Genomic DNA, 22,097 nt, shown 5'->3' with positions numbered 1-22,097 from the left:
GCAATCCGAACACGCTCCCGCAATTGCGACGACCCGCCCCGCGCGCCTTGATGGACGAGGGCGCCGCGCCAGCTTCGCACCAGCATCGCACCGGAAACTCCCTTAACCGGGAGCACCGGCCGCGCCCGGTGGACCCCGCAAGCACGGCTGAACGCGAACTGACGGCGCGAGAGCGCAAGCTTGCGGTACCAACGCGCTCAACGACTAAGGTCAGAACCAGGCGCACCGCCGGATTCTGCCAACCGCCGGATCAAGAGAGGCTCAGCCATTCACATGTCTTCAGACGTTCAAATGTCTCCAGAGGTCGCAATTTCATTCCTGTCTCACTTGCAGGCCAAACTGTACGAGATAGCCACGAGAGATCTTGAGCAGAACCACGAGGCAGATCGTTATGGACCCGAGCCCAGGCGAACGCTGGGCCCCGATCTTCAAAAGCATCAGAGCAGGCTCGAGGCCGTCGCGCGATTGAAGAACTCGAAGACGCTTCCTCTGGTCTTGCTGGATACCTATCAGTTGCTGGAGGACGACTATTCCAGGGACGTCCTGCTGGAGCTGTACCTTCAACGTGTGATCGGGCACGACCTCGTCAAGATCTTCCGAAACTCTCCAAAATACTGGCAGGAACGGAGCCTGGCACGGAGCCTGCAAACGAACCGCCTGCCTGCGAAAAAAATAAGGAATATGACCTTCGAGCTGACTCACTTCGATCTGAAGGAGCTCGGCTACGATCTCAATCTGTTTTCCGCTCCCATCGGGATCGACGCCACCTTCCTGAAAGCGCAGTACGAGTACAGCGGGGTCAAGCCGGCGATCGCAGCAAAGACCGGAGACGTCGTCATCGAGGCCGGAAGCTGCTACGGCGATACGAGCCTGTATTTTGCATCGAAGGTGGGCCCCACGGGGAAGGTCATCGGGTTTGAATTCATACCGGACAATCTCGATATCCTGCGCCAGAACCTGGAGCTGAATCCCCGATATTCGTCAAATATCGAGATCATCGAGAGACCGGTATGGGAGTCATCCGACAAGATTCTCTATATGCTGAACAATGGCCCGGGAAGCCAGGTTTCCGAACGCCCCCTCTCCCACGGCGCGACCGAAATCAGAACCATCTCCATCGATGATGTGGTTCGCGACAGAAATCTGCCGCGTGTCGATTTCATCAAAATGGACATCGAGGGCGCCGAGCTCTCCGCACTCAAGGGCGCCGTGCGCACGCTCGATCGATTCAAGCCGACGTTGGCGATTTGCGTCTATCACAAGCCCAATGATTGGGTCGAGCTTCCCCTCTTCATCAATTCCTTGAACCTCGGCTACAAGATGTGGCTGGATCATTTTACGATCTACCCCGAGGAAACCGTGCTGTTCTGCAAGGCCGTCTGAAGAAGGCTGTCTGGAGCGGGCTGCGCCGCACTGAAGCGTTGCCAGCGAGACGTTGCCGTCCTTTGGATCGAGCAGGCGAAGGCGAGCTCACCCTCGATCCACTACGCACTCCGCACCATCGATGACATACGCCGCGTGACGAAAATCCCTGATGGTGGCGAGCTTGTCGGCGGACCAGTTCAGCAGCACGAAATATTTCGGCCGCCCGTTCAGCTCATTGGGATCGAACACCAGGATCGCGGGACGTCCATCGACCTGCCCGGCCACCAGGTGCCAGTCGCTGATCTTCGAATAATTGCCGAAGTAAGTTGACACCTCGGCCTTGCCTTTCAGCCTGGTGCGGTTAACGAGCTCGAGCCTGACGTCGTCGGCGATCATGGCGCGGATCGCGTCGAAGTCGCGGGCATTGAAATGGCTGACATAGGCGTTGAGCCGCATCCGATCGGCGTCCGATAGGCCCGGCTGCGGCGCATCATCAGGCTCCTCGGCGAACTCGCGCAGCTGAGTGCGCCCGCGATGCAGCGCGGCCTTCACCGCCGGCATGCTGAAATCCATGATGTCGCAGACCTCTGCAAGGGAGCAGCCGAGCACGTCCATCAGAATCACGCTGGAGCGCTGTGCCACCGGCAGCCGCATGAAGGTACGCAGGCTGGTCGCGGCGATCTGGCGGCTTTCCACCTCGTCGAGCTGGCCGGCGATCATGTCCACCTCCTCAGCCGAATGCAGCGCCTCCTGCCGGTTGCGGCGACGCAGGAAATCCAGCGCGGTGTTGTGCGCGATGCGGAACAGCCAGCCTTGCGGATTGACGACGGGCGAGACTGATGGCAGCGCGTCAATCGCCTTGATCAGCGCATCCTGCAGCACATCCTCACCATCAATGACCGAGCCGACCATGCGGGCGCAGTAGCGATGCAGCTTCGGCCGCATCTGCGCCAGCAGGGCCTCGATGTCGACATTAGCCAGCGGGTCTGGCGCCATTGCTCCTCCGCCTCGCCTGGTCAGGACTGATCCAGCATACGATAATTGCCGACAATCTTCACATCACGAACGAGCGGCGGCTCCGCGCAGCGGTCACGGATGCCGTCCTGGAACGCCTGAAACGCCTTCAGCTTCGGGATCGGGCTCGAGCCGTCCTCGGCCGCGGCCTCGACAAGATGGATGAAAGTGTCGTCCTCCAGCCGCAGCGTCAGATAGCGTACGCCGTCGGGGCTCGCTGCCTTCAATTCCGCAAATACGGCCGAGACCAGCTCGGCGTTCTTGTCAGCCAGCTCCGGCTTGGCCTTGTATCTGATCAACGTCCTTCTCATCGCGCGCTCCTCAGCTCATGTTGCGACCCGGTTGCTCATCACGCGCCATCGTCCACTTTAGCATGACCTTCCCGGAAGTCCGGCGCCCCGATTTCCCGGATCAAGCTCGCGTCAATGGCCGCGTCACCCCCCAAAGACGTTTGCCCGTTATCAAAGGATTCGGTCCGCAAGAGATTATTTCCGGGCGCACCCTTTGCCCCATCGGCCGCGTCTAGCCCGCAGAACGCGCCGCGACAGGGCGGCGCGAGACACGGAGAGAGGGCGATGCAGACCCCGACCAATCGCGGCGAGAAGAATTGGGTGCTTGGCGTCACCGCGCTGGCATCCTTCATGATGGCGCTGGACGCCATGATCATTACGACGGCGTTCGCGGCCATCCGCGCCGATTTCGGCAGCCCGGTCGAGACGCTGCAATGGACCGTCAACGCCTTCAACCTGATCTTCGCCGTGCTGCTCCTGACCGGCGCCGCGCTCGGCGATCGCTTCGGTCGCCGCCGCATGTTCGCGACCGGGATCGCCCTGTTCGTCGCCGCATCGGCCGCTTGTGCGCTGGCAGGCAACGCCGCCGCGCTGATCGCCGCCCGCGCGCTGCAGGGCGCCGGCGCCGCGCTGGTAATGCCGCTGGCGATGGCAATCCTGAGCGGCACGTTCGGCCAGGAGGAGCGGGCCCGCGCGCTCGGCATTTTCAGCAGCCTCACCGGCTGCGCGCTGATCATCGGCCCGGCCATCGGCGGCTTCATCACCGAACATTTCGGCTGGCGCTGGGTGTTCTGGATCAACCTGCCGATCGGCGCAATCGCGATCGCCCTGGTGCGGGCAAGGTTGCGCGAAAGCGTCGGACCTTCCGCCGCACTGGACATCCCGGGACTATTGCTCGTGGCCCTGGCGGCGCTCGCGCTGGTCTGGAGCCTGTTGCGTGGCAATGCCGTGGGATGGGCGAGCGCCGAGGTCATGGGCACGCTGATGTCAGGCCTGGTATTCACGGCGGGCTTCGTACTCTGGGAATTGCGCGCGGCCGCGCCGATGGTGCCGATGCGGCTGTTTGCATCGCGCGCCCTCGCCGCCGGCATGTCGGCGAGCGTGCTGTTCTACGCCGCGATGTATGGCGTCTTGTTTCTGCTGCCGCAGTTCCTGCAGACCACGCTGGGCTTCGATGCCTTCAGCGCCGGACTTCGCCTGCTGCCCTGGACGGCGACGCTGTTCGTCACCGCCCCGATCGCCGGCGCGGTCGTCAACAGGCTCGGCGAGCGGCCGCTGGTGGTGGCGGGATTGCTGATGCAGGCGATTGGCCTCGGCTGGATCGCGGAGATCGCCAGTCCCGCAGTTGCCTACTCCGCTCTGGTGGCGCCGCTGGTGCTGGCCGGCGTCGGCGTCTCGATGGCGATGCCGGCCGCGCAAAACGCCATCCTAAGCTCGGTCGCGGTGGCCGAAATGGGCAAGGCGTCCGGTGTCTTCAATATGGGCCGCTTCCTCGGCGGCATGTTCGGCATCGCGGCGCTGGTGGCCAGCTTCTCGGCCCACGGCGGGTCCTACTCGGCCGCGCATTTCGATAGCGGATTTGCCGCGGCGATGCGCCTTGCCGCAACGCTGTCGCTGGGCGGCGCGATTGCGGGATGTTTCCTGCCGGCACGGCGACGGGCCGCCGTCGCAGCCGCGCCACAAGACGCGTGACGCTCACGACAACAGAGCTTCGCTATCAAGGCTTGCCGCCGACGCGCTTTTCAAGCTGCAACGTTCGCGCGACCAGGTCATCCAATTCAAAAGACTGGGAGTCGAGAAATGCGACGGACCCATTGTCGGGATCAGCAGCCAGACGGTGGGTCTCGGTCAAATGGTGTTTGAGCCAGGCCCTCTGCTCCTGCTGCAATTGCGCTCGCGTCTTGTCCCCGGACCTATGCATAAGGGTCTGATAGGCGGCATTCAGCCTCACGTCCCACTTATCGATCTCGGCCTTGCCGCAATCCAACATTTTGGAGGAAACGCCGTCGGCCTGGGCCACGCACGCATCGAACTCCGCATTTTGCTGCGCGCTTGCAGAAAATGCGGCGACATAGAGCGCTGCTGCCAAAACAAGAGATGATTTCCAGAGCATCGTAACGGTCTCATGCGTCTGTCTGCCGAAACCTGGCCCGCGTGTTATGGCAATTTCGCGACGACTTTGAAAGGCAACGACATTGGCATCGAGAGTCAAAGTGCCGCCACGATGGCAAAGCCGTGCTCCGCACGGCGCAGCCAATCGGCGCCGGTACCAGCTGCCAGGGCATGACCATTGGCGATCGCCTTGCTCCAGGCGGACAGGTCGGGCCAAACACCAAGCCCTTCCCGGCTACCCGCGGCATTCAGGCGGAAGCCGCTGCGACTTCGATCGGTGCCCGAGCGCCGGTCATGAAGGCGACCGCATCCGACATTGTGTAGGCCTTGGGATCGATCACCGTGAGCCGGCGACCGAGACGGTGGATATGGATGCGATCGGCGATCTCGAACACATGCGGCATGTTGTGGCTGATCAGGACGACCGAAACGCCTCGCCGCCGCACATCGAGGATCAATTCCAACACACGACGCGATTCCTTGACCCCGAGCGCTGCGGTCGGTTCGTCCATGATGACAACGCGCGAGCCGAAGGCCGCCGCCCTTGCCACCGCCACGCCCTGGCGCTGACCGCCCGACAATGTCTCGACGCGCTGGTTGATGCTCTGCACGGTCATGAGACCAAGCTCGGTGAGCTTCTCGCGGGCGATGCGCTGCATGGCCTTGCGATCGAGCATGCGGCAGATCGTGCCGAGCGGCCCGGCCCGGCGCAATTCGCGGCCGAGGAACATATTGTCGGCGATCGATAGGCTCGGCGACAGAGCAAGCGTCTGGTAAACGGTCTCGATGCCGGCCGCCTGAGCGTCAAGCGGCGAACGAAATGCGACCGTCTTGCCGGCGAGCTTGATCTCGCCTGAATCAGGAACGAGTGCGCCCGAGAGTGCGCGGATCAGCGATGACTTTCCGGCGCCATTGTCTCCGATCACAGCCAGGATTTCGCCTGGATAGAGATCGAAGTCCGCATTGTCGAGCGCCGTCACACGGCCATAGCGCTTGTTGAGGCCGCGCGCCTGCAGGAGTGGCAATGCTCCGGGAACGTTCGATCCTGTGCTCATGCAGACACCTTGCGAATCCATTGATCAAGCGCCACGGCGATGATGATCAGCCAGCCGACGGCAAATTCCTGCCAGAGCACGTCGACATCGGACAACGCGAGCCCGTTGCGAAATACGCCGACGATCAGAGCGCCGATCAGCGTGCCGATAATCGAACCACGCCCGCCGAACAGACTAGCGCCACCGACGACCACCGCAGTGATGCTGTCCAGGTTGGCTGTCTGCCCGGCCTGCGGGCTGATCGAGCCAATGCGCCCGATCAATGCCCATGCGCCAAGTGCGCAAATCACACCGGCGATCACGTAGACACTAAAGAGAATGCGGTCCGTCCGGATGCCGGAAAGCCGCGCCGCATCAGGATCGTCGCCCACCGCGTAGAGATGGCGTCCGAAGGCCGTGCGATTCAGCACGAACCAGATCAACGCCACGAGGCCGACCATAAAGAAGGAGCCGTAGGTGAAGCGGGCGCCAAGAACGTTGACCGGCGTTCCCAATGCTTGCAGCAATGGGGCGATTTTCGCGACCTCCTGCGAGCGGATGGTCTCAGACGCCGAATACCAAAGGTTGAGAGCAAAAAAGATCGACCACGTCCCGAGCGTGACGATGAACGGCGGCAGCTTGAGCCGGGTCACCAGCGTACCGTTGAGCACGCCGCAGCCGGCACCCGCGGCAACGCCGACAACGAGCGCGATGGGAGCTGGCAATCCCACGGTGACCGCGAGCTTGCCCATGATGACGGAGCACAGCACCATGATGGCCCCAACAGAGAGATCGATGCCGGCGGTGATCACGATCAACGTCTGTGCCGCCCCGATCACGCCGATGATCGTGACCTGCTGGATGATCAGCGACAGGTTGAACATCGACAGAAAACGCGAGCCGACGGTGAAGCCGAATGCTGCGACGCTGAGCAGGAGCACGATTGCCGGCACCGCCGTCGGATTGGCGTGCAGGAAGTGCTGAAGCTTCTGCAGCGGCGATCTCGCACGAACCTCGAATTCGGCCACGCGACTCTCGCCCTTGTCGAGCACGAGCTCGAAGGCCTGGGCGGCCGGGCGGCTACTGCCGATATCGGTCATGGCCATTTTCCTCGTTGCATGCAGAGATCTGCCCGTCCAATCGCGGAACGGTTTCCGGCTTTGGCGCCCGGCTCGCGGGCGCCAATTCTTGCCGTTGGCTACAAGTCGAAGCTGCGATCAGCCCCAGCACTTCTTCAAGGCGGCAGCGCTGTCGATCGACGGCATTTCGCCGACCGGCTTGTCGGTAACGAGCTCGACGCCGGTGTTGACGAAGTCGAGACCGGGCGACGCTTTCGGCTTGCCGCCGCCGGCGGCAAAAGTCTTCACCGCCTCGACCCCCTTCGCCGCCATCAGCAGTGGGAACTGCATCGAGGTGGCACCGATGACGCCGTCCTTCACGTTGCGCACGCCGGGGCAACCGCCGTCGACGGAAACGATCAGCACATCCTTGTCGCGGCCGACCGAGCGCAGGGCCTCGTAGGCTCCCGCCGCCGCAGGCTCGTTGATTGTATAGACGAGCGAGATGTCGGGATTCTTCTGGAGCAGGTTCTCCATTGCCTTGCGGCCACCCTCCTCGCTGCCGAGCGTCACATCGTGACCGACGATACGCGTATCCTTCTCGTCACCGATCTTGGCGGGGTTGCCGAGATTGATGCCAAAACCTTTCAGAAAGCCCTGATCGCGGGCAACATCAACCGAGATCTGGTTCACGTTGAGGTCGAGCAGCGCAATCTTCGCCGATGCCGCCTTGGCGCCCAGCGTCTTGGCGGCCCATTGGCCGATCATTTCACCTGCCAGAAAATTGTCGGTGGCAAACGTCGCATCCGCCGCATTGGCCGGATCAAGCGGCGTGTCGAGGGCGATGACCAGAATGCCCGCCGCCCGCGCCTTCTCGACAGCCGGGACGATCGCACGGGAGTCGTTCGGCGTGATCAGGATGCCCTTGGCACCGGCGGCGATCAGGTTCTCGATGGCCGCGACCTGGCTCTCGTTGTCGCCATCGACCTTTCCGGCAAACGAGCGCAGCTCGACATCATTCGCCTTCGCCGCCTCGTCGGCGCCGGCCTTCATCTTCACGAAGAACGGATTGGTGTTGGTCTTGGTGATGAGACCCACGATCGGCTTGTCGGCCGCGAAACTGCTCGTGCCGCCCAGAGCCAGCGCGAATGCTGTGAATAGTCCGAGTGACTGACGCATCTATTCCCTCCTCGTTTGACGCCTTGTTGGCCTGCACGGTTTCGACCGCGTGTTGGGGCATCCTAGAGAGCGCCAAACGACCTTGTCAATAAATAAATCATCCCGACTTATTAATTGACAGGCATCGCCGATTGCGTTCATTGTTGCGGCCGACTGCCGGGAATGGGCCAATCGACCTGTCACAAGGACAGATTCCCCATTGTGAGGAGCCGAGAATGGAAGAAACAGCACCGGTTGCTGGAGCTACGGTGGCCTTCCCGGGCGACAGCCGCGGCACCACTCAAAGCGGCGTGCGACTGTACAACGAGCGCCTGATCCTTTCCCTCATTCGGCGCCATCGTAGTCTCGCCAAGGTCGAGATCGCGCGCCTCACTGGCCTTTCGACCCAAACCACGACCGTGATCATCAATCGGCTGGAAGCCGATGGACTGCTCCTACCGGGCGAGCCGCAGCGAGGCCGCATCGGCCAGCCTTCGGTCCCCTATTCGCTCAATCCGGACGGCGCATTCGGATTGGGTTTGATGATCGGCCGGCGCAGCTCGGATCTGGTGTTGATGGACTTCACCGCCGGCATCCGTGCCAGGCGACGCATGATCTATTCCTACCCCGCGCCCGAAGAGATCATGGCCTTTGCCGAACGCGAGATGCCGGGCCTTCTCGCCGAATTGCCCGACGCCCAGCGTGGCAGGATCAGCGGCATCGGCGTCGCAATGCCGTTCGAGTTGTGGAACTGGGAAGCTGATCTGCAGACACCACCCGGCGCGCTCGGCAAATGGCGTGACTTCAACGTCGGCGCCGAACTGTCGCGCCGTTTCGCTCCTTGGCCGGTGCGCGTCTGCAACGACGCGACTTCGGCATGCGCAGCCGAACTCACCTTCGGTGCCGGCGCGGCGTATCGGGATTTCGCCTATTTGTACATTGGCACCTTCATCGGCGGCGGCATCGTTCTGAACGGCAGCCTCTTCCCGGGCCGCAGCAGCAATGCCGGCGCGCTCGGCTCCATGCCGATCATGCGACGGGAGGAAAACGGCGAGGCAAGCCTTCAGCAGCTGATCCGCACCGCTTCCATCTATCAGCTCGAGCGCCGGCTGATCGCCGCCGGCCGACCCGGCACCGATATCTGGCTCTCGCCCAACGACTGGTCGAGCTTCGAGGAGCCGCTCGAAGCGTGGCTTTCCGAGGCTGCCGCGGCGCTGGCGCAGGCGATCACCGCCCTGCTCGCAGTGATCGACTTTGAAGCCGTCATTATCGACGGGGCCTTTCCGGTCGATGTGCGCCGTCGTCTCGTCGAGCGCACAAACGAACATTGGACCCGCATGGACCGGCAAGGCCTCACCGACGCTGTGGTGGTGGAAGGCTCGATCGGGCGCGATGCGCGCGCGATCGGCGGCGCGGCGCTGCCGTTGCTCGCGGCGTTCGCTCGCGACCACGACGTGCTCTTCAAGGATTGAGCATGGTCATCCTGATGAACGAGGGTCGCACATCATGATTCTTGTCTGCGGCGAAGCCGTGATCGATCTATTTGTGAGGGCGCACGGCGGGTCCAACATGACGACCCATGCCGTTGCCGGCGGCTCCCCCTTCAATGTTGCTGTTGGCCTCGCCCGGCTCGGGGTTCGAACGGCCCTCCTGAGTGGCATTTCGCGCGATCACTTCGGCGCGTTTCTCGCAGACAGGCTCGCTCGCGAGGACGTCGATGGGCGTTTTGTTGTGCGCACCGATCGGCCGTCCCCGATCTCGATCGTGGTGACGACCGACGATGGCCAGCCGAACTACACTTTCCACGGCGATGGGGCGGCAGACCGCTCGCTAGGGCTTGCCCACCTGCCCCGCACGCTGCCGGACGATATTCAGGCTCTGACCTTTGGCTCCTATTCCATGGCTGTCGAGCCGGTCGGCACCACGTTCGCCGCGCTCGCCGAGCGCGAGCATGGCCGCCGCGTCATCAGCGTCGATCCAAACGTGCGACCGACCGTCGTCGGCAACATGAAAGGCTGGGCCGACGCCGCGGAACGCTTCTACCGAACCGCCACAATGATCAAGGCGAGCGACGAGGATGTCCGCATTGCGTGGGGCGGTCGCGCCTCGATAGCCGATGCGGCCGCCTACTGGCTCGCGTGCGGTGCGCAGCTGGTGGTCGTGACTGAAGGAGCAAAGGGAGCAACCGCCTTTTCGACCACTGGCAGCGTCTCGGTGCCCGGTCGTTCCGCGATCGTGCGCGACACCGTGGGCGCCGGCGACACATTCCACGCCGCGCTGCTTGCGCAGCTTGCGAAAACCGGCCGGCTCCGTCCTGAAGCCATCGCGGCGCTCGACCTGCCGGCAATCCGCGAGTTGCTCGCTTACGCGACGGCTGCCGCGGCCATCACGGTATCCCGCGATGGAGCCGACATGCCCACCGCCGCCGATATCGATGCGAGTACGGAGCCATGCCATGCTTGACAGAGTGACGGACACAACGGGGCACATCAAAGGGGTTCGAATTGAAAAGGCGGTGGGCATGACAAGCCGCGTCATCCCGGTGGCCCCCTTCGTCCTGACCGTTTTCGGCGTGACAGGTGATCTCGCACGCCGAAAGCTGTTGCCGGCGCTGTTTCGCCGCGATTTTGCGGGTCAGTTGCCGGATGAAGCAACCATTCTCGGCGTCGCGCGCGGTGCAATGCCGCAGGATGACTTCCTCGCGATGGTGCGCGAGGCGATCGTCAAACATGTGCCGGCATCGGAGACGACGGGACCCGAACTCGATCGCTTCCTGGCCCGCATCTCCTACATGGCTGCCGATGCGGAAGGCGAGAACGGCTGGACCGAACTCGCGGGCCTTCTATCAGCCTATGCCGACCGCATCCAGGTCCACTATCTGGCGACGGCACCGCATCTGTTCGGACCGATCTGCGAAAGGCTCGGTCACTACGGTCTTTCAACAGGCGATTCCCGCATCGTCATCGAGAAGCCGATCGGCAAGGATCTCGAATCCGCGATCCGGCTCAATCAAGCCGTCGGGATGATCTTCCCGGAGGAGCGCGTCTACCGGATCGATCACTATCTAGGCAAGGAGACCGTGCAAAATCTGATGGCGCTGCGCTTTGCCAATGCGCTGTTCGAACCGCTGTGGAATGCAGCCCACATCGACCATGTGCAGATCACGGTCGCCGAGTCCATCGGCGTGGAGGAACGCGGCCCCTACTACGACAAATCCGGCGCGCTGCGCGACATGGTTCAGAACCACCTTCTGCAGCTGCTCTGTCTGGTGGCGATGGAGCCGCCACATTCGCTCGAAGCCGATGCCGTACGCGACGAGAAACTCAAGATCCTGAAATCGCTCGAGCGGATCGACGAGACAAACGCGGCGTCCCTGACCGTGCCGGGTCAATACCGCCCGGGCGCATGCAACGGCATCGCCGTCCCCGGTTACGCGGAAGAGATCGATGATCGCCAAAGCTCGACCGAGACTTTCGTCGCGCTCAAGGCTGCCGTTGCGAATTGGCGCTGGACCGGCGTTCCCTTCTATCTGCGCACGGGAAAGCGGCTGCAGCAGCGCAGTTCCGAGATCGTCGTGACCTTCAGAAAGGTTCCGCATTCGATCTTCAATTTGAATTCGGGAAAGGCGGTGCAGACGAGGCTCGCCATCCGCCTGCAGCCTGACGAGGGAATCAAGCTCTGGCTCATGATCAAGGAGCCCGGACCGGGCGGCATGCGATTGCAGTATGTCCCTCTCGACATGAGCTTTGCGGAAGCGTTCGACGTCTCGGTACCGGACGCTTACGAACGGCTATTGATGGACGTGGTCCGCGGAGACGCGACCCTGTTCATGCGCCGGGACGAAGTCGAGGCGGCTTGGCGCTGGATCGACCCGATCCGTCAGGCGTGGAGCCAGACGAATGAAATCCCGCGCCCCTATGTTGCCGGCAGCTGGGGTCCCTCCGCTGCCGTCGCACTGATCGAACGCGACGGTCGAACATGGATGGAGGACGGTCCGTGACCACGGGGCAGTGCATCGCCAATGCCAAACCCGCAAACAGGAGGCCAGTATGACGATCGCAGCAAGGGTCAATGCGCGGGTCGGCGAGGTGACGGATCGCATCATCAGGCGCAGCCGTGATAGCCGACAACGGTATCTCGACCGCATTGCGAACGCGGCGAGCACGCCGGTACGCCGGCAGCTGGGATGCGCCAACCAGGCCCATGCCTTCGCGGCTTGCGGCGCGCACGACAAGACTCTGATGCAGGATGGTCGCGTCCCCAATCTCGGAATCGTCACGGCCTACAACGATATGCTGTCGGCGCATCAGCCCTACGAACGTTTCCCTGAGCTCATCCGACGGAGCGCGCGCGCAGCCGGTGGCGTTGCCCAGGTCGCAGGCGGAGTTCCGGCCATGTGCGACGGCATCACCCAGGGCGAAGCGGGAATGGAGCTCTCGCTGTTCTCGCGCGAGGTCATAGCCTTGTCCACCGCGGTCGCGCTGTCACACCAGACTTTCGACGCCGCGCTATTTCTCGGTATTTGCGACAAGATCGTGCCGGGTCTCGTGATCGGCGCCCTCTCGTTCGGGCATCTACCTGCAGTCTTCATTCCATCCGGTCCGATGACGTCGGGCCTGGCCAATGACGCAAAAGCAAAGATCCGGCAGGCTTACGCGGAAGGAAAGGTCGGCCGCGACGCTTTGCTGCAAGCCGAGGCGCAGGCCTATCACGGCGCGGGGACCTGTACATTTTACGGGACCGCAAATACCAATCAGATGCTGATGGAGATCATGGGCCTGCAGCTGCCGGGCGCATCCTTCGTGAATCCGAACACGCCCTTGCGCGATGCGCTCACCTGTGCCGCGACCGAGCGCGCATTGGACATCACTTCGCTCGGCAATCAATACATCCCGATCGGTCGCGTACTCGACGAGCGCGCCTTCGTCAACGGCATCGTCGGACTGCATGCCACCGGCGGTTCGACCAATCTGACGCTGCATCTGGTTGCCATGGCCGCGGCGGCCGGCCTCACTTTGACCTGGGACGATTTCGCCGACCTTGCCGAGGTGACGCCGCTGATCGCGCGCATCTATCCCAACGGCTCCGCAGACGTGAACCATTTTCATGCCGCCGGCGGGATGAGCTTCCTGGTCCGGCAGTTGCTTGCTGCCGGGCTCCTGCACAGCGACGCCCTGACCGTCTGCGGCGCCGGGCTTGATGCGTACCTGCAAGAGCCGCGGCTCGATGCCGAGGGAGCGCTGACGTGGCACGATGGGCCGGCTGCAAGCGGCGATTCTGCCGTGCTCCGAGAGATCGGTGACCCGTTCCAGGCATCAGGCGGCCTTCGGGTTCTGAACGGCAATCTCGGACGCGCCGTCGTCAAGACATCCGCGGTCGCGCCGCAGCGCCATGTGATCGAAGCGCCGGCTCGTGTCTTCCATTCCCAGGAGGATCTGCAACGGAGCTTCGCTGCAGGCGAGCTCACGAATGATCTGATTGCCGTGGTGCGCTTCCAGGGTCCCAAGGCAAACGGAATGCCGGAGCTGCACAAGCTGATGCCGCTCCTCGGCGTCCTTCAGGACCGCGGGCTGAGAGTGGCACTCGTGACCGATGGGCGGCTTTCGGGCGCCTCGGGTAAGGTTCCCACGGCCATACACGTCACGCCTGAAGCGGCTGACGGCGGTGAGATTGCGCGGATTCGCGATGGCGACGTCATCAGGCTCGACGCCAAATCCGGTCGGCTTGACGTGCTCGTCGCCCCGAGCGAGTGGGCCACGCGAACCTGCGCGCAAGCCGATCTCTCCGCGGCGCATACAGGGATTGGCCGCGAGCTCTTCGGCTTCTTCCGCGAGCGCGTCAGCTGCGCAGATCGCGGCGCAAGCGTTTTTGTGACGTAAATGCAATAGGCGGCCAGCGGAGTTGAGATTTCGATACGTCTACGGACCGCCGCGCGCCGTAGAGGAGGTGTCTTGCTTGCGGAGGAGACGATCAGTCAGCTGTTGCACGGGAATACGCAACCAACGCAATACCGGCATTCGGCTCGAGCTACGATTTGATTGGTGCGCGCCGTAAGATCGTTTGGGGGCTGACGTGGTCAGCCCCCAAACGCATCTTGAGACAAGCGAACTCGTTCGATCTCAATGCGCCATAGCGGCACCCGCTATCAGATTTGACTGGCTGGGATTACCGCCGCCCGGCTGGACTTTCACGCCACCCATCGAAGTGCCACCCTCACGCGTGTCCGAGCTGCCGCCGTCGCCATTCTCCTTGCGCGCGAGGATCGATCCCGCCGCCAGCGTGCCGTCGTTACCGACATGATTATTGTCGCCACGACCGTCATTGCCGTCTCCATTGCCGGTGCGGCCGGACGTTGTGCCAGGCGCAAGCTGGCTGGCTTGGCTGCTCGCGGACTCGGTGCCGTTGTTGTCCGTGCCGCCACCCTGGCCCATTCTGCCGAGCGAGCTGCCGGCCGCGATGCCGCCGATGTCATGGCTGTTGCTGGAGTCGTCGTTGGGCGTGTTGTTCTTGCCGTCGCCGCCGGTCGTCGTCGTGTTGGTCCAGATGACTGTCCCGGTATTGGGGACGTAACTGGTGGTCTTCGTCGTCGTCTTGCCATCCTTGGTGGTGTGCACGATCGTCGTCTGGTCGAGCGTGTCGCTGCTCGCGTTGGTTACGACGACCGTGCCGCCGTTCCCGTCCGATCCCTTCGACGTCCAGACCTTCATCGGCTTTCCCGTGTTGACGACGGGATCGACCGGCTTGCCGGTGTTGACGAAGTTCGCGCCTGCAGCGCCGCTACCCGTTTCGGCACCATGCTTGTCCGATTCCCGTTCGCCGGGTGTGAGGCCGGCCGACGTATTGAGCGAATTGACGCCGCCCTTGGTGGCTTGATTCAGCAGTTGCTGGTCCGCTTTCTCCAACTCGGAGAGTTTCTTGTTGGCGTCGTCGACGCCATGCTGGTCCATGGACCCTGGCACATTCAAATGCCCGGCGCCTCCGGTGCCATCGCCAAAGCCCGGCACTTCACGCGGCCCGTGCTGGTTGAATTGCGAGCCGGGAAGATTGACGTCCGGTCCGTCCGGATTCTTCACGCCGGGCACTTTCGGAATGCCACCCGACTGGTTCTGTCCCACGACGAGTCCATCCGCTCCGGCCACGTTGGGCACGTTGTTCGTCGTGCCAGGCCTCGGCAGCCTGCCGCGCAGTTCTTCGGCATTCCTGATCGCGGCGATGGAATCGTTCGACCTGACAATCCCGGCGGCATCGATGAATGGACGCTGGATGCCGGTGACGGCCGAAGCGGCGGGATTGATCATGACGCGCGAGCCCGGTTGAAAGATGGTGCCGCCACCGGTCGTTTGTTGCTCGACCCTCGGCGGCAGTGGTTGCGGGTTGATCGAGCTTTTCGCGCCCGGTGCCACGCTCTGCCCGCCATTCAGAATTATTTTTCCCCGTTCGGATACAGCTGTGGTCGAACTGACCGAAGCAGGTCGATCGAACCGGCCGCCGTTGAAGCTGATCATCGATCGCGCGGGAGCCTGTGGCATGGCGGCGACCATAGGCGGTCTGGATGCAAACGCGGCGCCGCCGCCAAATCCGCCGAAGCCGTGGGCAGACGCCGGGCCAACGGCCGTCAGCGAACCGACAGCGATGAAGATGGTGGTTGCAAGCAACATCGAACGACGAGACATGATAGGCTCCTATTTTGACAGGATGTGACTATTCACACCTTGCCTTTCAGTCGCCGCAGCCACTTCGCGCGTTTTTTGGATTCAGATGCATTTACAGGCGTTTACATCCGGTTCACCGCCCATTAATCGCGCCGCATCCAGATTTGGCGAATTTTTTCGGCGTGCGCTGTGCGAGGTGATGATCTTGCGGCCCGCGCGCCATCGCCGCGCCGAACCGCTTTCAAGAGTTTTTGCTATAGTTGCCCGTGAGGGGGAGCCGATGAGCATGTCGCCTGAGAGGGGATCCGATCGCCGAGAAGAGTCCGTGTCAGCGGATCTTGTTGGCGCATGGTGAAACCGGGAATCCTGATCGTTGCAGACGATGCCTCGCTTCGCGCGACGGTTGCCCGCTGGCTGATTCAGGCCGGCTACGCCGTCGAACTCGCCGAGAGCCCGAAGCGTGCGCACGAGGTCGTTGCAAAAGCTACCATCGCCCTGGCGATTGTGGCACCGCAGGGCTCGGGTATCGAACTCGCACACAAGCTTGAGGACGCGGTCGAGCACGTCATGTTTTTCGGGACGCCCGACAACATCGCTGCGGCCGGTGAACCGCCAGTCTCGTCGGATCTCTGCATCACGCTGCCATTGAGCGAGCAGGACGTGCTGGCCAAGGTCAAGTCCGTGCTGCGTCCGGTCGCGGCCCGCGAAGCGCCTTCCACCCCGCAGCTCCTCCGCTTCGAGGGCTATACGCTCGACGCCGGTGCACGCACCTGCCTCGACGCGCGGGGCAAGGAAATGACGCTGACCCGCGCGGAGTTTTCCCTGTTGCTGGCGTTCGCGCAAAACCCGGGCCGCGTGCTCTCGCGCGACGAACTCACGCGCGTCGTGACCGGTCGCGGCGCGGAGCCCGAAGACCGCAGTGTCGACGTGCTGATCTCGCGCCTGCGGCGCAAGATCGAGACGGACCCAAAAACACCGCGGCTCGTCGTGACCGTACCCGGCGAGGGTTACAGGTTCACCGCCCGACCGCAGGCCATCATCGCGCCCGATCAGCCTGCAACGGCCCAGTCGGCAGCGGTCCAGGCATCGGATGCACCTGCCCCGCCTTTCGATCGACAACGATCGAACAGATTGCCGGTGTTCGCTGTGGCTGCTGCGCTCGCCGTCGTACTGGTCATGACCGTCGTTGGGTGGAAGGAGTGGAGCAATCGGGAGGCCCTGAAACGAGATGCCCAGTCGCCGACGCTCGCGGCCTCGCCAGACTTGCGGCCTTCGCCAACGCCCTCGCAATCAACGACTTCGCGCGAAGAGCAGCGCGCGACCGTCTACAAGCGCATGGTCGCGGCGCTGCAGGACAATCAATACACTTGGCGCACGGTCGAGCGACTGGCGATCCTGTCCGGCGTCGACGAGAGCGAGGCGCACGAAATATTGGCGGAACACCCGAACGAGGTCGTGCTCGGAAAATCGCAGGAGGGCAAGCTACTTGCTAAATTGGCCGGGCGCTCAGGCGCGGCGTCCGACTTGAAGTGACAGACGTCGCGCGCTTTGCCGGCGGCGTCATTGATGATCGGTACATGGTATTCAAAGGAAATCGGAGGCAACACGTTGGCGCGTTGCCTCCGCCTGCACAAGTCCCCGCGGCTTCATTTGGACTGATCCGCGGTCCGAACCGCGTCATTGTAGACGACCGGCGCCCAGGCGAAGGTGCCCAGCCCGCATTGGAGCCAGATCTTCTGGTAGCCGAGATAGAACATGGCAACTTCTTCGACGTTGCGCGCGGCGGCCACTTTTCCGTCCGTCGCCAGATCCTGAATCATCTGCCGAAGCTCGGCGACCTTTGCGCGGTCATCGTTCGAGAGTTGGGCGTTGGGCAGCAATTCGTCGATTCCCGCTGCGAGTGCAGGAATGGCATCGGCCTGGCACTGCGGAGCAGCGGGCTGTGCACTGACAGCGGGTCTCGTTTGCGCGGTGACGCCGGCGCTGCTTGCATTGGCCACGTGCACCGGGAGATCGGCGGGGACGGCTACCGGCACCGGAACGGCGACCGGGGGCGTCAGGATCACGATCGGACCGTGGCCCTTATCTGAATCATCATCGTCCTTCTTCTGCTTCGGCGGACACTTGTACGGATTGAGCGGGCAGACATTGTCGACGCCGGGACCAGGCTTGTAGGGCGGCGGCGGCAATTCCGAGACCGGGATCTGCGGCGGCTTCATCGTCGGGCTCCCGACGGGAAGCTTCGACACCGGGATCTCGGCCCTACCGTCGAGTGAAGTCTTCGCCTGGCCCGGCGGAATTTTCATCGGCACCTCGGGCGCAGGGGGGGTGGGTTTCTTGGGGGCCAACACATGAACGGCGTCCTGGCTCGCCTGCACGCCGGTTGTTGGGTGAAGTTGCCCGGCGATGTGCGGGCTGACGCCACCAAAGACCTGCGACGGCAAGGCCGCTGCCGGGGTGGCGGCGGAAGCGATGGTGGTGACACCGAGGGCAATCGCCATAAGGGTCGAAGTGCGTAACATGACTGTCTCCAGGGTTGGTTCGCGGCGGTTGAACATTCGGAGCTCACCGCCGTCGGGATGGGATGTGACCATTCACACCTGCACATCTGTACTCCCGCCACATCACGCCGTTCACGAGATTCCCAAGCGTTTACAGGTGTTTACACCATGTTAACCGGCCGTTTACGCACCAGCTCGCCGCTTTGGCTCACGGCCGCGGAGGCGGGCTGCGTCCTGCCCTCTGAATGCTCTCCATGTCGTGAGGCGCAGATCGTCGTGTGGTGTCCGCCGGCAGGATCGGAGGCACGAAAAGAAACAGGCCGCCCAATGAGGCGGCCTGTTCTCTGCCGATGATGATCTGATCCAGCGCCCGAACGAGCGACACGTGCCAACACGCTGCCGTTACCCGTTGGGCCAGCAGTACTTGCCCTCGTAGCCCAGATGGGTTCCGGCTGGACAAGCACGCGGACGATTGGGCCAGCAATATTTGCCCTCGTAGCCGGCATGCGTGCCCGGAGGACACGACAGCGCAGCCTCGATGATGTTCGCCCCGATCGACAGCGAAACGCCGTCGAACGGGGAAGCGGTGGCGACTCCGGTCGAGATGGCGAGAGCCAGAGCGCTTCCAGCGAGAAGCAACTTCGCGTTCGAGAGGATTGATTTGCGGGACATGACGATCTCCTTTGGTTGGTTCGAGATGGGTTGAGCATCCGGGGCTCGCGGCCCGTTGGGATGGATGTGAACATTCACACCATGCCCGTCTGTCATCGGGCCCGGCTTCGAAGTTCGCCAGATTTGCGAGCTTTTACTGCCGTTTACATGCGGTTCACTGGCCATTAACGCGCCCCGCGAAACCACCGTCGGCCTGGAATGACTACCGCCTGCGCAAGACCCGTGCACAATGCGGCCGTGCCACGTGGACCTTTGCAGAAGGACAACGCCGTGATGGGTGCCCGCCTTGCGATCCTGCTTGCGACGTTCGTCTGCATGGCGGCCTCGCCCGCATGGTCCGACGATCTCACGGAGACGCCTGTGTCGTTTCCCGTCACCATCGGGGCGAATACGGTTCGTCTGGAGGGGCTCGTCGTGAAAAGGTCCGACGCCCAGGGCCGGTTACCGATCGCCCTCTTTACCAACGGCGGCGCAGCAACCGCGACGGCCGGAGCGACCGTGACCACGGCAACCTACGCACATAACGCGCGGGACATGGCGCGACGTGGGTGGCTGGCGGTCGTCTTGATAAGGCGCGGCTTTGGCAGCTCCGAAGGCCCGAGACCGACACCGGTCGCGTGCCAGCCAGCTTCATTCGACGCATGGGCGACCACGGCGGCGGACGATCTGCAGTCAACCATCGGTGACATTTCGCAACGGCCCGACGCCGACGCTAGCAGAGTGATTGTAATCGGATCCGAAATAGCGGGCGTCGCGGCCGTGGCGCTGTCCGCGCGCAACCCGCGCGGACTCCTTGGAGTCGTTTCAATCTCGGGCGGGCTTCAGTCTGAATCGAACTGCCCGATGAATGACGTCCTGATCGACGGATACAGGAAATTCGGGAGCACGAGCCGCGTACCGAACCTCTGGATCTATTCCAAGAGCGACAAGATATTCGGCCCCGATCTTGCCGAGCGTTTGCACACCGCATTTCTCGACGCCGGCGGCGATGTCAAATTCGTCATGTTCTTCCACGACGGCGACGTGGGCACCCCCATCTTCGGCCAGGCGACCCGGGCCTGGTATGTGCAAATGGATGGCTTCCTGCGGGCAAGAAACCTGCCGACCTGGGGAATGACGGACGTGAAGGATGTGATCGACAGACTGAAAATTACGGACAGGATCGAACGAGAGAATCTTCAAGGGTTTCTCGTGCAATATTATTCGGCACCGGGCGAAAAGGCGCTCGCCTTCTCGCCGACCTTGCAAGCGGCATGGGTCCGTCCCCAAAACAAGCTCGGCGCTGAGCCGCGCCTGCCGGTGACCTATCAAATCAGCTCCAAAAGCCTGGACGACGCTCGCAGCGGCGCCCTGGCGACTTGCCAGAAAGCCGCACAGGACTGCGCCATCGTCATGGAGAACTTTCATTGGATCGGGGAAGAACGATGATTGGCGAGCGAAAGTCCGAGCGGGCCGCAACATCGCAGCTCTGCGCCAAGGCAATTACCGTAGCGATCGCCCTGTCGATCGGGATGGTGACATCGGCGATATCAGGTGACCTGGTTCAGGAACGGCAATATCTGCGCGTCAATATCGGAGGCAAGGACGTCCGTCTGGAAGCGCTGTTTGTCAAACGCGCCGATGCCAGGGGACGATTGCCGATTGTCTTCTTCAATCACGGCAGGCCCGCCTATCGTGAAATGACGTTGGATCAAAGTCTCACCGTCAACGATCCCGGCATCAATCTGTTGGCTGACATGGCACGGCGCGGCTGGCTCGCCGTGGCGATCCATCGGCGCGGGTACGGACTATCCGACGGTCCGGCCCAGGCGGATTCGTCATGTGCAGCGGATGCATTCATGGCGTGGATGAATGCGGACGCCGACGATATCGAAGCATCAATCGGAGTCGTCGCGAAGCGGCCAGATGCCGATCCAACAAGAATGATTGCGGTGGGTGGATCGGCAGGCGGCGCAGCCTCCGTCGCGCTGGGCGCGCGGAACCTTCCGGGTCTCGCGGCCGTCGTCAACATCGCCGGCGGCGAGCATTGGGCCGGCTGCGCGGCCGTGCGCGAATCCATTCCCGTCGATTTCAGGAACCTCGGCGCGCGCAGCCACACTCCTAATCTCTGGCTGTTTGCGAAGAATGATCTCAATCATCCGCCCGATCAGATCGAGGTCATGCGGTCGTCATTTGCTGGAGCCGGAGCCGATCTCAAGCTCGTACTGCTCGAGCCGATCGGCGAGGACGGGCATACCGGGATGTATTCGATCGTCGGTCGAACGCAATGGCTGGTGGAGCTCGACAGTTTTCTCAGGGCGCACAATCTTCCGACCTGGCCGATCTCCAACGTGGACGTCGTGCTGCAGAAACTGCAGTGGCCGCAGTCGTTGCGCGCCTATGTACAGGCCTATCTGGCCGCTCCAGGCGAAAAGGCCTTGGCGCGAACGCCCGGAAAACAGAATGCCTCATACCAGAGCGCGCTCACTCTCGACGACGCGCGCAAGCTCGCCCTGGACGCCTGTCAACGAAAGGGCGAGCCTTGCGTGATCGTGATGGAAGACGATCGCTGGACTGGATCGCTATGAGCAAGACCCCACCAGTCGAGGTTAGAAAGGTCACTTCTTCTTCCTGGGGGGAGGCGGGTACATTCTCGGATGCGCCGATGTAATCGGATGATAGTGCGCATAGACCTGTTCGTTGCGGGCGCCGAAAACCTGCGAGGGGAACGCGGGCGCCGGGCTGACGGCAGAACTCATCGCTGCAATTGCAAGTGCGATCGTCAAGAGGATGGAAGCGCGGAACATGACTGTCTCCTGTTGATACGAGGTGATTGAGCATGGCGGATGTGAGCATTGGCATTTGCGGCCCAACACCTGCCATGGCCTTAGCGGTCGCCGCCGGGCCGGGGCGGCATCAGGCAGTTGTGAGTCTCGCAATACTGCGGAGCCACTTTCAGCTGGCGTGGCGGCAGCGGCAACTGCTGGCCCTGAACCTCGACCGGGTGCAGCATCGTGCCTGCGTGCGGAAATGCCGACGCCGGAGCGACAGAGCCAAGCGACGCAACACCGAGTGCGATCGCCAGCAAACATTGAGTGCGCAACATGATGACCTCCTGGGGTACGGAATGGATGAGCATCCGGGCTCGCGACCGGTCTGCACGGGATGTGAATGTTCACACCTGCACATCAGTCACTCGGCCACCGCCCAAGTTCAGGGTATTGCGCAGCGTTTGCGGCCGTTTACATCGCGTTTTCAGCCT

The 22,097-nt window shown here is 62.8% G+C and carries 21 protein-coding genes; 10 read left to right on the top strand and 11 right to left on the bottom strand.

Annotated features, from left to right (window positions below; all coding sequences use genetic code 11):
• The first annotated feature begins 291 nt into the window (after positions 1–291).
• Entirely contained in the window at positions 292–1,383 is a 1,092-nt protein-coding gene (locus XI06_RS31455) for an FkbM family methyltransferase (protein ID WP_271607159.1), read from the top strand.
• 87 nt (positions 1,384–1,470) lie between these two features.
• Here the strand turns inward: XI06_RS31455 and XI06_RS31450 are convergent, their stop codons facing one another.
• On the bottom strand, positions 1,471–2,361 hold the full coding sequence (locus XI06_RS31450) for a sigma-70 family RNA polymerase sigma factor (protein WP_271607158.1): 891 nt from the start codon (positions 2,359–2,361) through the stop codon (positions 1,471–1,473).
• A 20-nt stretch (positions 2,362–2,381) separates the two neighbouring features.
• Positions 2,382–2,690: a hypothetical protein gene (locus XI06_RS31445; RefSeq protein WP_271607157.1), complete on the bottom strand. Its 309-nt coding sequence runs from the start codon at positions 2,688–2,690 to the stop codon at positions 2,382–2,384.
• 264 nt (positions 2,691–2,954) lie between these two features.
• Here XI06_RS31445 and XI06_RS31440 point away from each other — a divergent pair, with 264 nt between their 5' ends.
• Positions 2,955–4,361 (top strand): DHA2 family efflux MFS transporter permease subunit, encoded by a 1,407-nt coding sequence (locus XI06_RS31440; RefSeq protein ID WP_271607156.1) that lies wholly within the window; start codon positions 2,955–2,957, stop codon positions 4,359–4,361.
• A gap of 25 nt (positions 4,362–4,386) precedes the next feature.
• Here the strand turns inward: XI06_RS31440 and XI06_RS31435 are convergent, their stop codons facing one another.
• The 4 genes from XI06_RS31435 to XI06_RS31415 form a co-directional block, all read right to left on the bottom strand.
• Positions 4,387–4,782 carry a lysozyme inhibitor LprI family protein gene (locus XI06_RS31435; RefSeq protein ID WP_271607155.1) on the bottom strand — a complete coding sequence of 132 codons (396 nt, stop codon included), beginning with the start codon at positions 4,780–4,782 and terminating at the stop codon, positions 4,387–4,389.
• Positions 4,783–5,029: 247 nt separating this feature from the next.
• Positions 5,030–5,836 carry an ATP-binding cassette domain-containing protein gene (locus XI06_RS31425; protein WP_237871010.1) on the bottom strand — a complete coding sequence of 269 codons (807 nt, stop codon included), beginning with the start codon at positions 5,834–5,836 and terminating at the stop codon, positions 5,030–5,032.
• Entirely contained in the window at positions 5,833–6,915 is a 1,083-nt protein-coding gene (locus XI06_RS31420) for an ABC transporter permease (RefSeq protein ID WP_237864799.1), read from the bottom strand. The genes XI06_RS31425 and XI06_RS31420 overlap by 4 nt, the downstream gene beginning before the upstream one ends.
• 117 nt (positions 6,916–7,032) lie before the next feature.
• Positions 7,033–8,052, bottom strand: coding sequence for a sugar ABC transporter substrate-binding protein (locus XI06_RS31415; protein WP_237864800.1), 1,020 nt, complete (start codon positions 8,050–8,052; stop codon positions 7,033–7,035).
• Between the two features lie 215 nt (positions 8,053–8,267).
• On the opposite strand from XI06_RS31415, the gene XI06_RS31410 reads away from it, so the two are divergent.
• Genes XI06_RS31410 through edd form a run of 4 tightly spaced genes read left to right on the top strand, consistent with a single transcriptional unit; the run spans position 8,268 to position 13,910 of the window.
• Complete coding sequence (locus XI06_RS31410) at positions 8,268–9,503, top strand: ROK family transcriptional regulator (RefSeq protein WP_377807326.1); 1,236 nt, start codon at positions 8,268–8,270, stop codon at positions 9,501–9,503.
• 34 nt (positions 9,504–9,537) lie between these two features.
• Entirely contained in the window at positions 9,538–10,494 is a 957-nt protein-coding gene (locus XI06_RS31405; protein ID WP_271607154.1) for a carbohydrate kinase family protein, read from the top strand.
• A gap of 58 nt (positions 10,495–10,552) precedes the next feature.
• Positions 10,553–12,031, top strand: a complete 1,479-nt coding sequence (gene zwf / locus XI06_RS31400) for a glucose-6-phosphate dehydrogenase (protein ID WP_271607153.1) — start codon at positions 10,553–10,555, stop codon at positions 12,029–12,031.
• A gap of 49 nt (positions 12,032–12,080) precedes the next feature.
• The gene (gene edd, locus XI06_RS31395) at positions 12,081–13,910 is read left to right on the top strand and encodes a phosphogluconate dehydratase (RefSeq protein WP_271607152.1); all 1,830 of its coding nucleotides are present in this window, start codon (positions 12,081–12,083) and stop codon (positions 13,908–13,910) included.
• 240 nt (positions 13,911–14,150) lie between these two features.
• On the opposite strand, the gene XI06_RS31390 is transcribed toward edd, so the two are convergent.
• Positions 14,151–15,329, bottom strand: coding sequence for a hypothetical protein (locus XI06_RS31390; RefSeq protein ID WP_271607151.1), 1,179 nt, complete (start codon positions 15,327–15,329; stop codon positions 14,151–14,153).
• A 76-nt stretch (positions 15,330–15,405) separates the two neighbouring features.
• On the opposite strand from XI06_RS31390, the gene XI06_RS31385 reads away from it, so the two are divergent.
• Both XI06_RS31385 and XI06_RS31380 read left to right on the top strand, forming a co-directional pair.
• A complete protein-coding gene (locus XI06_RS31385; RefSeq protein ID WP_271607150.1) occupies positions 15,406–15,732 on the top strand; it encodes a hypothetical protein in 327 nt (108 codons plus the stop codon).
• A gap of 299 nt (positions 15,733–16,031) precedes the next feature.
• Positions 16,032–17,216, top strand: coding sequence for a response regulator transcription factor (locus XI06_RS31380; RefSeq protein WP_237871026.1), 1,185 nt, complete (start codon positions 16,032–16,034; stop codon positions 17,214–17,216).
• 113 nt (positions 17,217–17,329) lie between these two features.
• Here the strand turns inward: XI06_RS31380 and XI06_RS31375 are convergent, their stop codons facing one another.
• The gene (locus XI06_RS31375; protein ID WP_237871027.1) at positions 17,330–18,241 is read right to left on the bottom strand and encodes a hypothetical protein; all 912 of its coding nucleotides are present in this window, start codon (positions 18,239–18,241) and stop codon (positions 17,330–17,332) included.
• Positions 18,242–18,586: 345 nt separating this feature from the next.
• Positions 18,587–18,856: a hypothetical protein gene (locus XI06_RS31370; protein ID WP_237864808.1), complete on the bottom strand. Its 270-nt coding sequence runs from the start codon at positions 18,854–18,856 to the stop codon at positions 18,587–18,589.
• 252 nt (positions 18,857–19,108) lie between these two features.
• On the opposite strand from XI06_RS31370, the gene XI06_RS31365 reads away from it, so the two are divergent.
• Positions 19,109–20,284, top strand: a complete 1,176-nt coding sequence (locus XI06_RS31365; protein ID WP_271607149.1) for an alpha/beta hydrolase family protein — start codon at positions 19,109–19,111, stop codon at positions 20,282–20,284.
• Positions 20,281–21,423 (top strand): dienelactone hydrolase family protein, encoded by a 1,143-nt coding sequence (locus tag XI06_RS31360; protein ID WP_237889995.1) that lies wholly within the window; start codon positions 20,281–20,283, stop codon positions 21,421–21,423. Before XI06_RS31365 ends, XI06_RS31360 begins: the two co-directional genes overlap by 4 nt.
• A gap of 30 nt (positions 21,424–21,453) precedes the next feature.
• Here the strand turns inward: XI06_RS31360 and XI06_RS31355 are convergent, their stop codons facing one another.
• Together XI06_RS31355 and XI06_RS31350 are read right to left on the bottom strand one after the other, a co-directional pair.
• Positions 21,454–21,642 (bottom strand): hypothetical protein, encoded by a 189-nt coding sequence (locus XI06_RS31355; protein WP_237889996.1) that lies wholly within the window; start codon positions 21,640–21,642, stop codon positions 21,454–21,456.
• Positions 21,643–21,722: 80 nt separating this feature from the next.
• Positions 21,723–21,941: a hypothetical protein gene (locus XI06_RS31350; RefSeq protein WP_237864812.1), complete on the bottom strand. Its 219-nt coding sequence runs from the start codon at positions 21,939–21,941 to the stop codon at positions 21,723–21,725.
• Between the last annotated feature and the right edge of the window lie 156 nt (positions 21,942–22,097).

The organism is Bradyrhizobium sp. CCBAU 11434 (assembly GCF_028128895.1).
GTDB lineage: Bacteria > Pseudomonadota > Alphaproteobacteria > Rhizobiales > Xanthobacteraceae > Bradyrhizobium > Bradyrhizobium zhengyangense.
This window is presented reverse-complemented; position numbering and strand designations above follow the sequence as displayed.

What these genes read in the sequence shown, in the direction of transcription:
- XI06_RS31455 (WP_271607159.1), top strand. Translation starts at nt 292, where the DNA reads ATGTCTCCAGAGGTCGCAATTTCATTCCTGTCTCACTTGCAGGCCAAA.
- XI06_RS31450 (WP_271607158.1), bottom strand. Translation starts at nt 2,361, where the DNA reads ATGGCGCCAGACCCGCTGGCTAATGTCGACATCGAGGCCCTGCTGGCG.
- XI06_RS31445 (WP_271607157.1), bottom strand. Translation starts at nt 2,690, where the DNA reads ATGAGAAGGACGTTGATCAGATACAAGGCCAAGCCGGAGCTGGCTGAC.
- XI06_RS31440 (WP_271607156.1), top strand. Translation starts at nt 2,955, where the DNA reads ATGCAGACCCCGACCAATCGCGGCGAGAAGAATTGGGTGCTTGGCGTC.
- XI06_RS31435 (WP_271607155.1), bottom strand. Translation starts at nt 4,782, where the DNA reads ATGCTCTGGAAATCATCTCTTGTTTTGGCAGCAGCGCTCTATGTCGCC.
- XI06_RS31425 (WP_237871010.1), bottom strand. Translation starts at nt 5,836, where the DNA reads ATGAGCACAGGATCGAACGTTCCCGGAGCATTGCCACTCCTGCAGGCG.
- XI06_RS31420 (WP_237864799.1), bottom strand. Translation starts at nt 6,915, where the DNA reads ATGACCGATATCGGCAGTAGCCGCCCGGCCGCCCAGGCCTTCGAGCTC.
- XI06_RS31415 (WP_237864800.1), bottom strand. Translation starts at nt 8,052, where the DNA reads ATGCGTCAGTCACTCGGACTATTCACAGCATTCGCGCTGGCTCTGGGC.
- XI06_RS31410 (WP_377807326.1), top strand. Translation starts at nt 8,268, where the DNA reads ATGGAAGAAACAGCACCGGTTGCTGGAGCTACGGTGGCCTTCCCGGGC.
- XI06_RS31405 (WP_271607154.1), top strand. Translation starts at nt 9,538, where the DNA reads ATGATTCTTGTCTGCGGCGAAGCCGTGATCGATCTATTTGTGAGGGCG.
- zwf (WP_271607153.1), top strand. Translation starts at nt 10,553, where the DNA reads ATGACAAGCCGCGTCATCCCGGTGGCCCCCTTCGTCCTGACCGTTTTC.
- edd (WP_271607152.1), top strand. Translation starts at nt 12,081, where the DNA reads ATGACGATCGCAGCAAGGGTCAATGCGCGGGTCGGCGAGGTGACGGAT.
- XI06_RS31390 (WP_271607151.1), bottom strand. Translation starts at nt 15,329, where the DNA reads ATGATCAATCCCGCCGCTTCGGCCGTCACCGGCATCCAGCGTCCATTC.
- XI06_RS31380 (WP_237871026.1), top strand. Translation starts at nt 16,032, where the DNA reads ATGGTGAAACCGGGAATCCTGATCGTTGCAGACGATGCCTCGCTTCGC.
- XI06_RS31375 (WP_237871027.1), bottom strand. Translation starts at nt 18,241, where the DNA reads ATGTTCAACCGCCGCGAACCAACCCTGGAGACAGTCATGTTACGCACT.
- XI06_RS31370 (WP_237864808.1), bottom strand. Translation starts at nt 18,856, where the DNA reads ATGTCCCGCAAATCAATCCTCTCGAACGCGAAGTTGCTTCTCGCTGGA.
- XI06_RS31360 (WP_237889995.1), top strand. Translation starts at nt 20,281, where the DNA reads ATGATTGGCGAGCGAAAGTCCGAGCGGGCCGCAACATCGCAGCTCTGC.
- XI06_RS31355 (WP_237889996.1), bottom strand. Translation starts at nt 21,642, where the DNA reads ATGTTCCGCGCTTCCATCCTCTTGACGATCGCACTTGCAATTGCAGCG.
- XI06_RS31350 (WP_237864812.1), bottom strand. Translation starts at nt 21,941, where the DNA reads ATGTTGCGCACTCAATGTTTGCTGGCGATCGCACTCGGTGTTGCGTCG.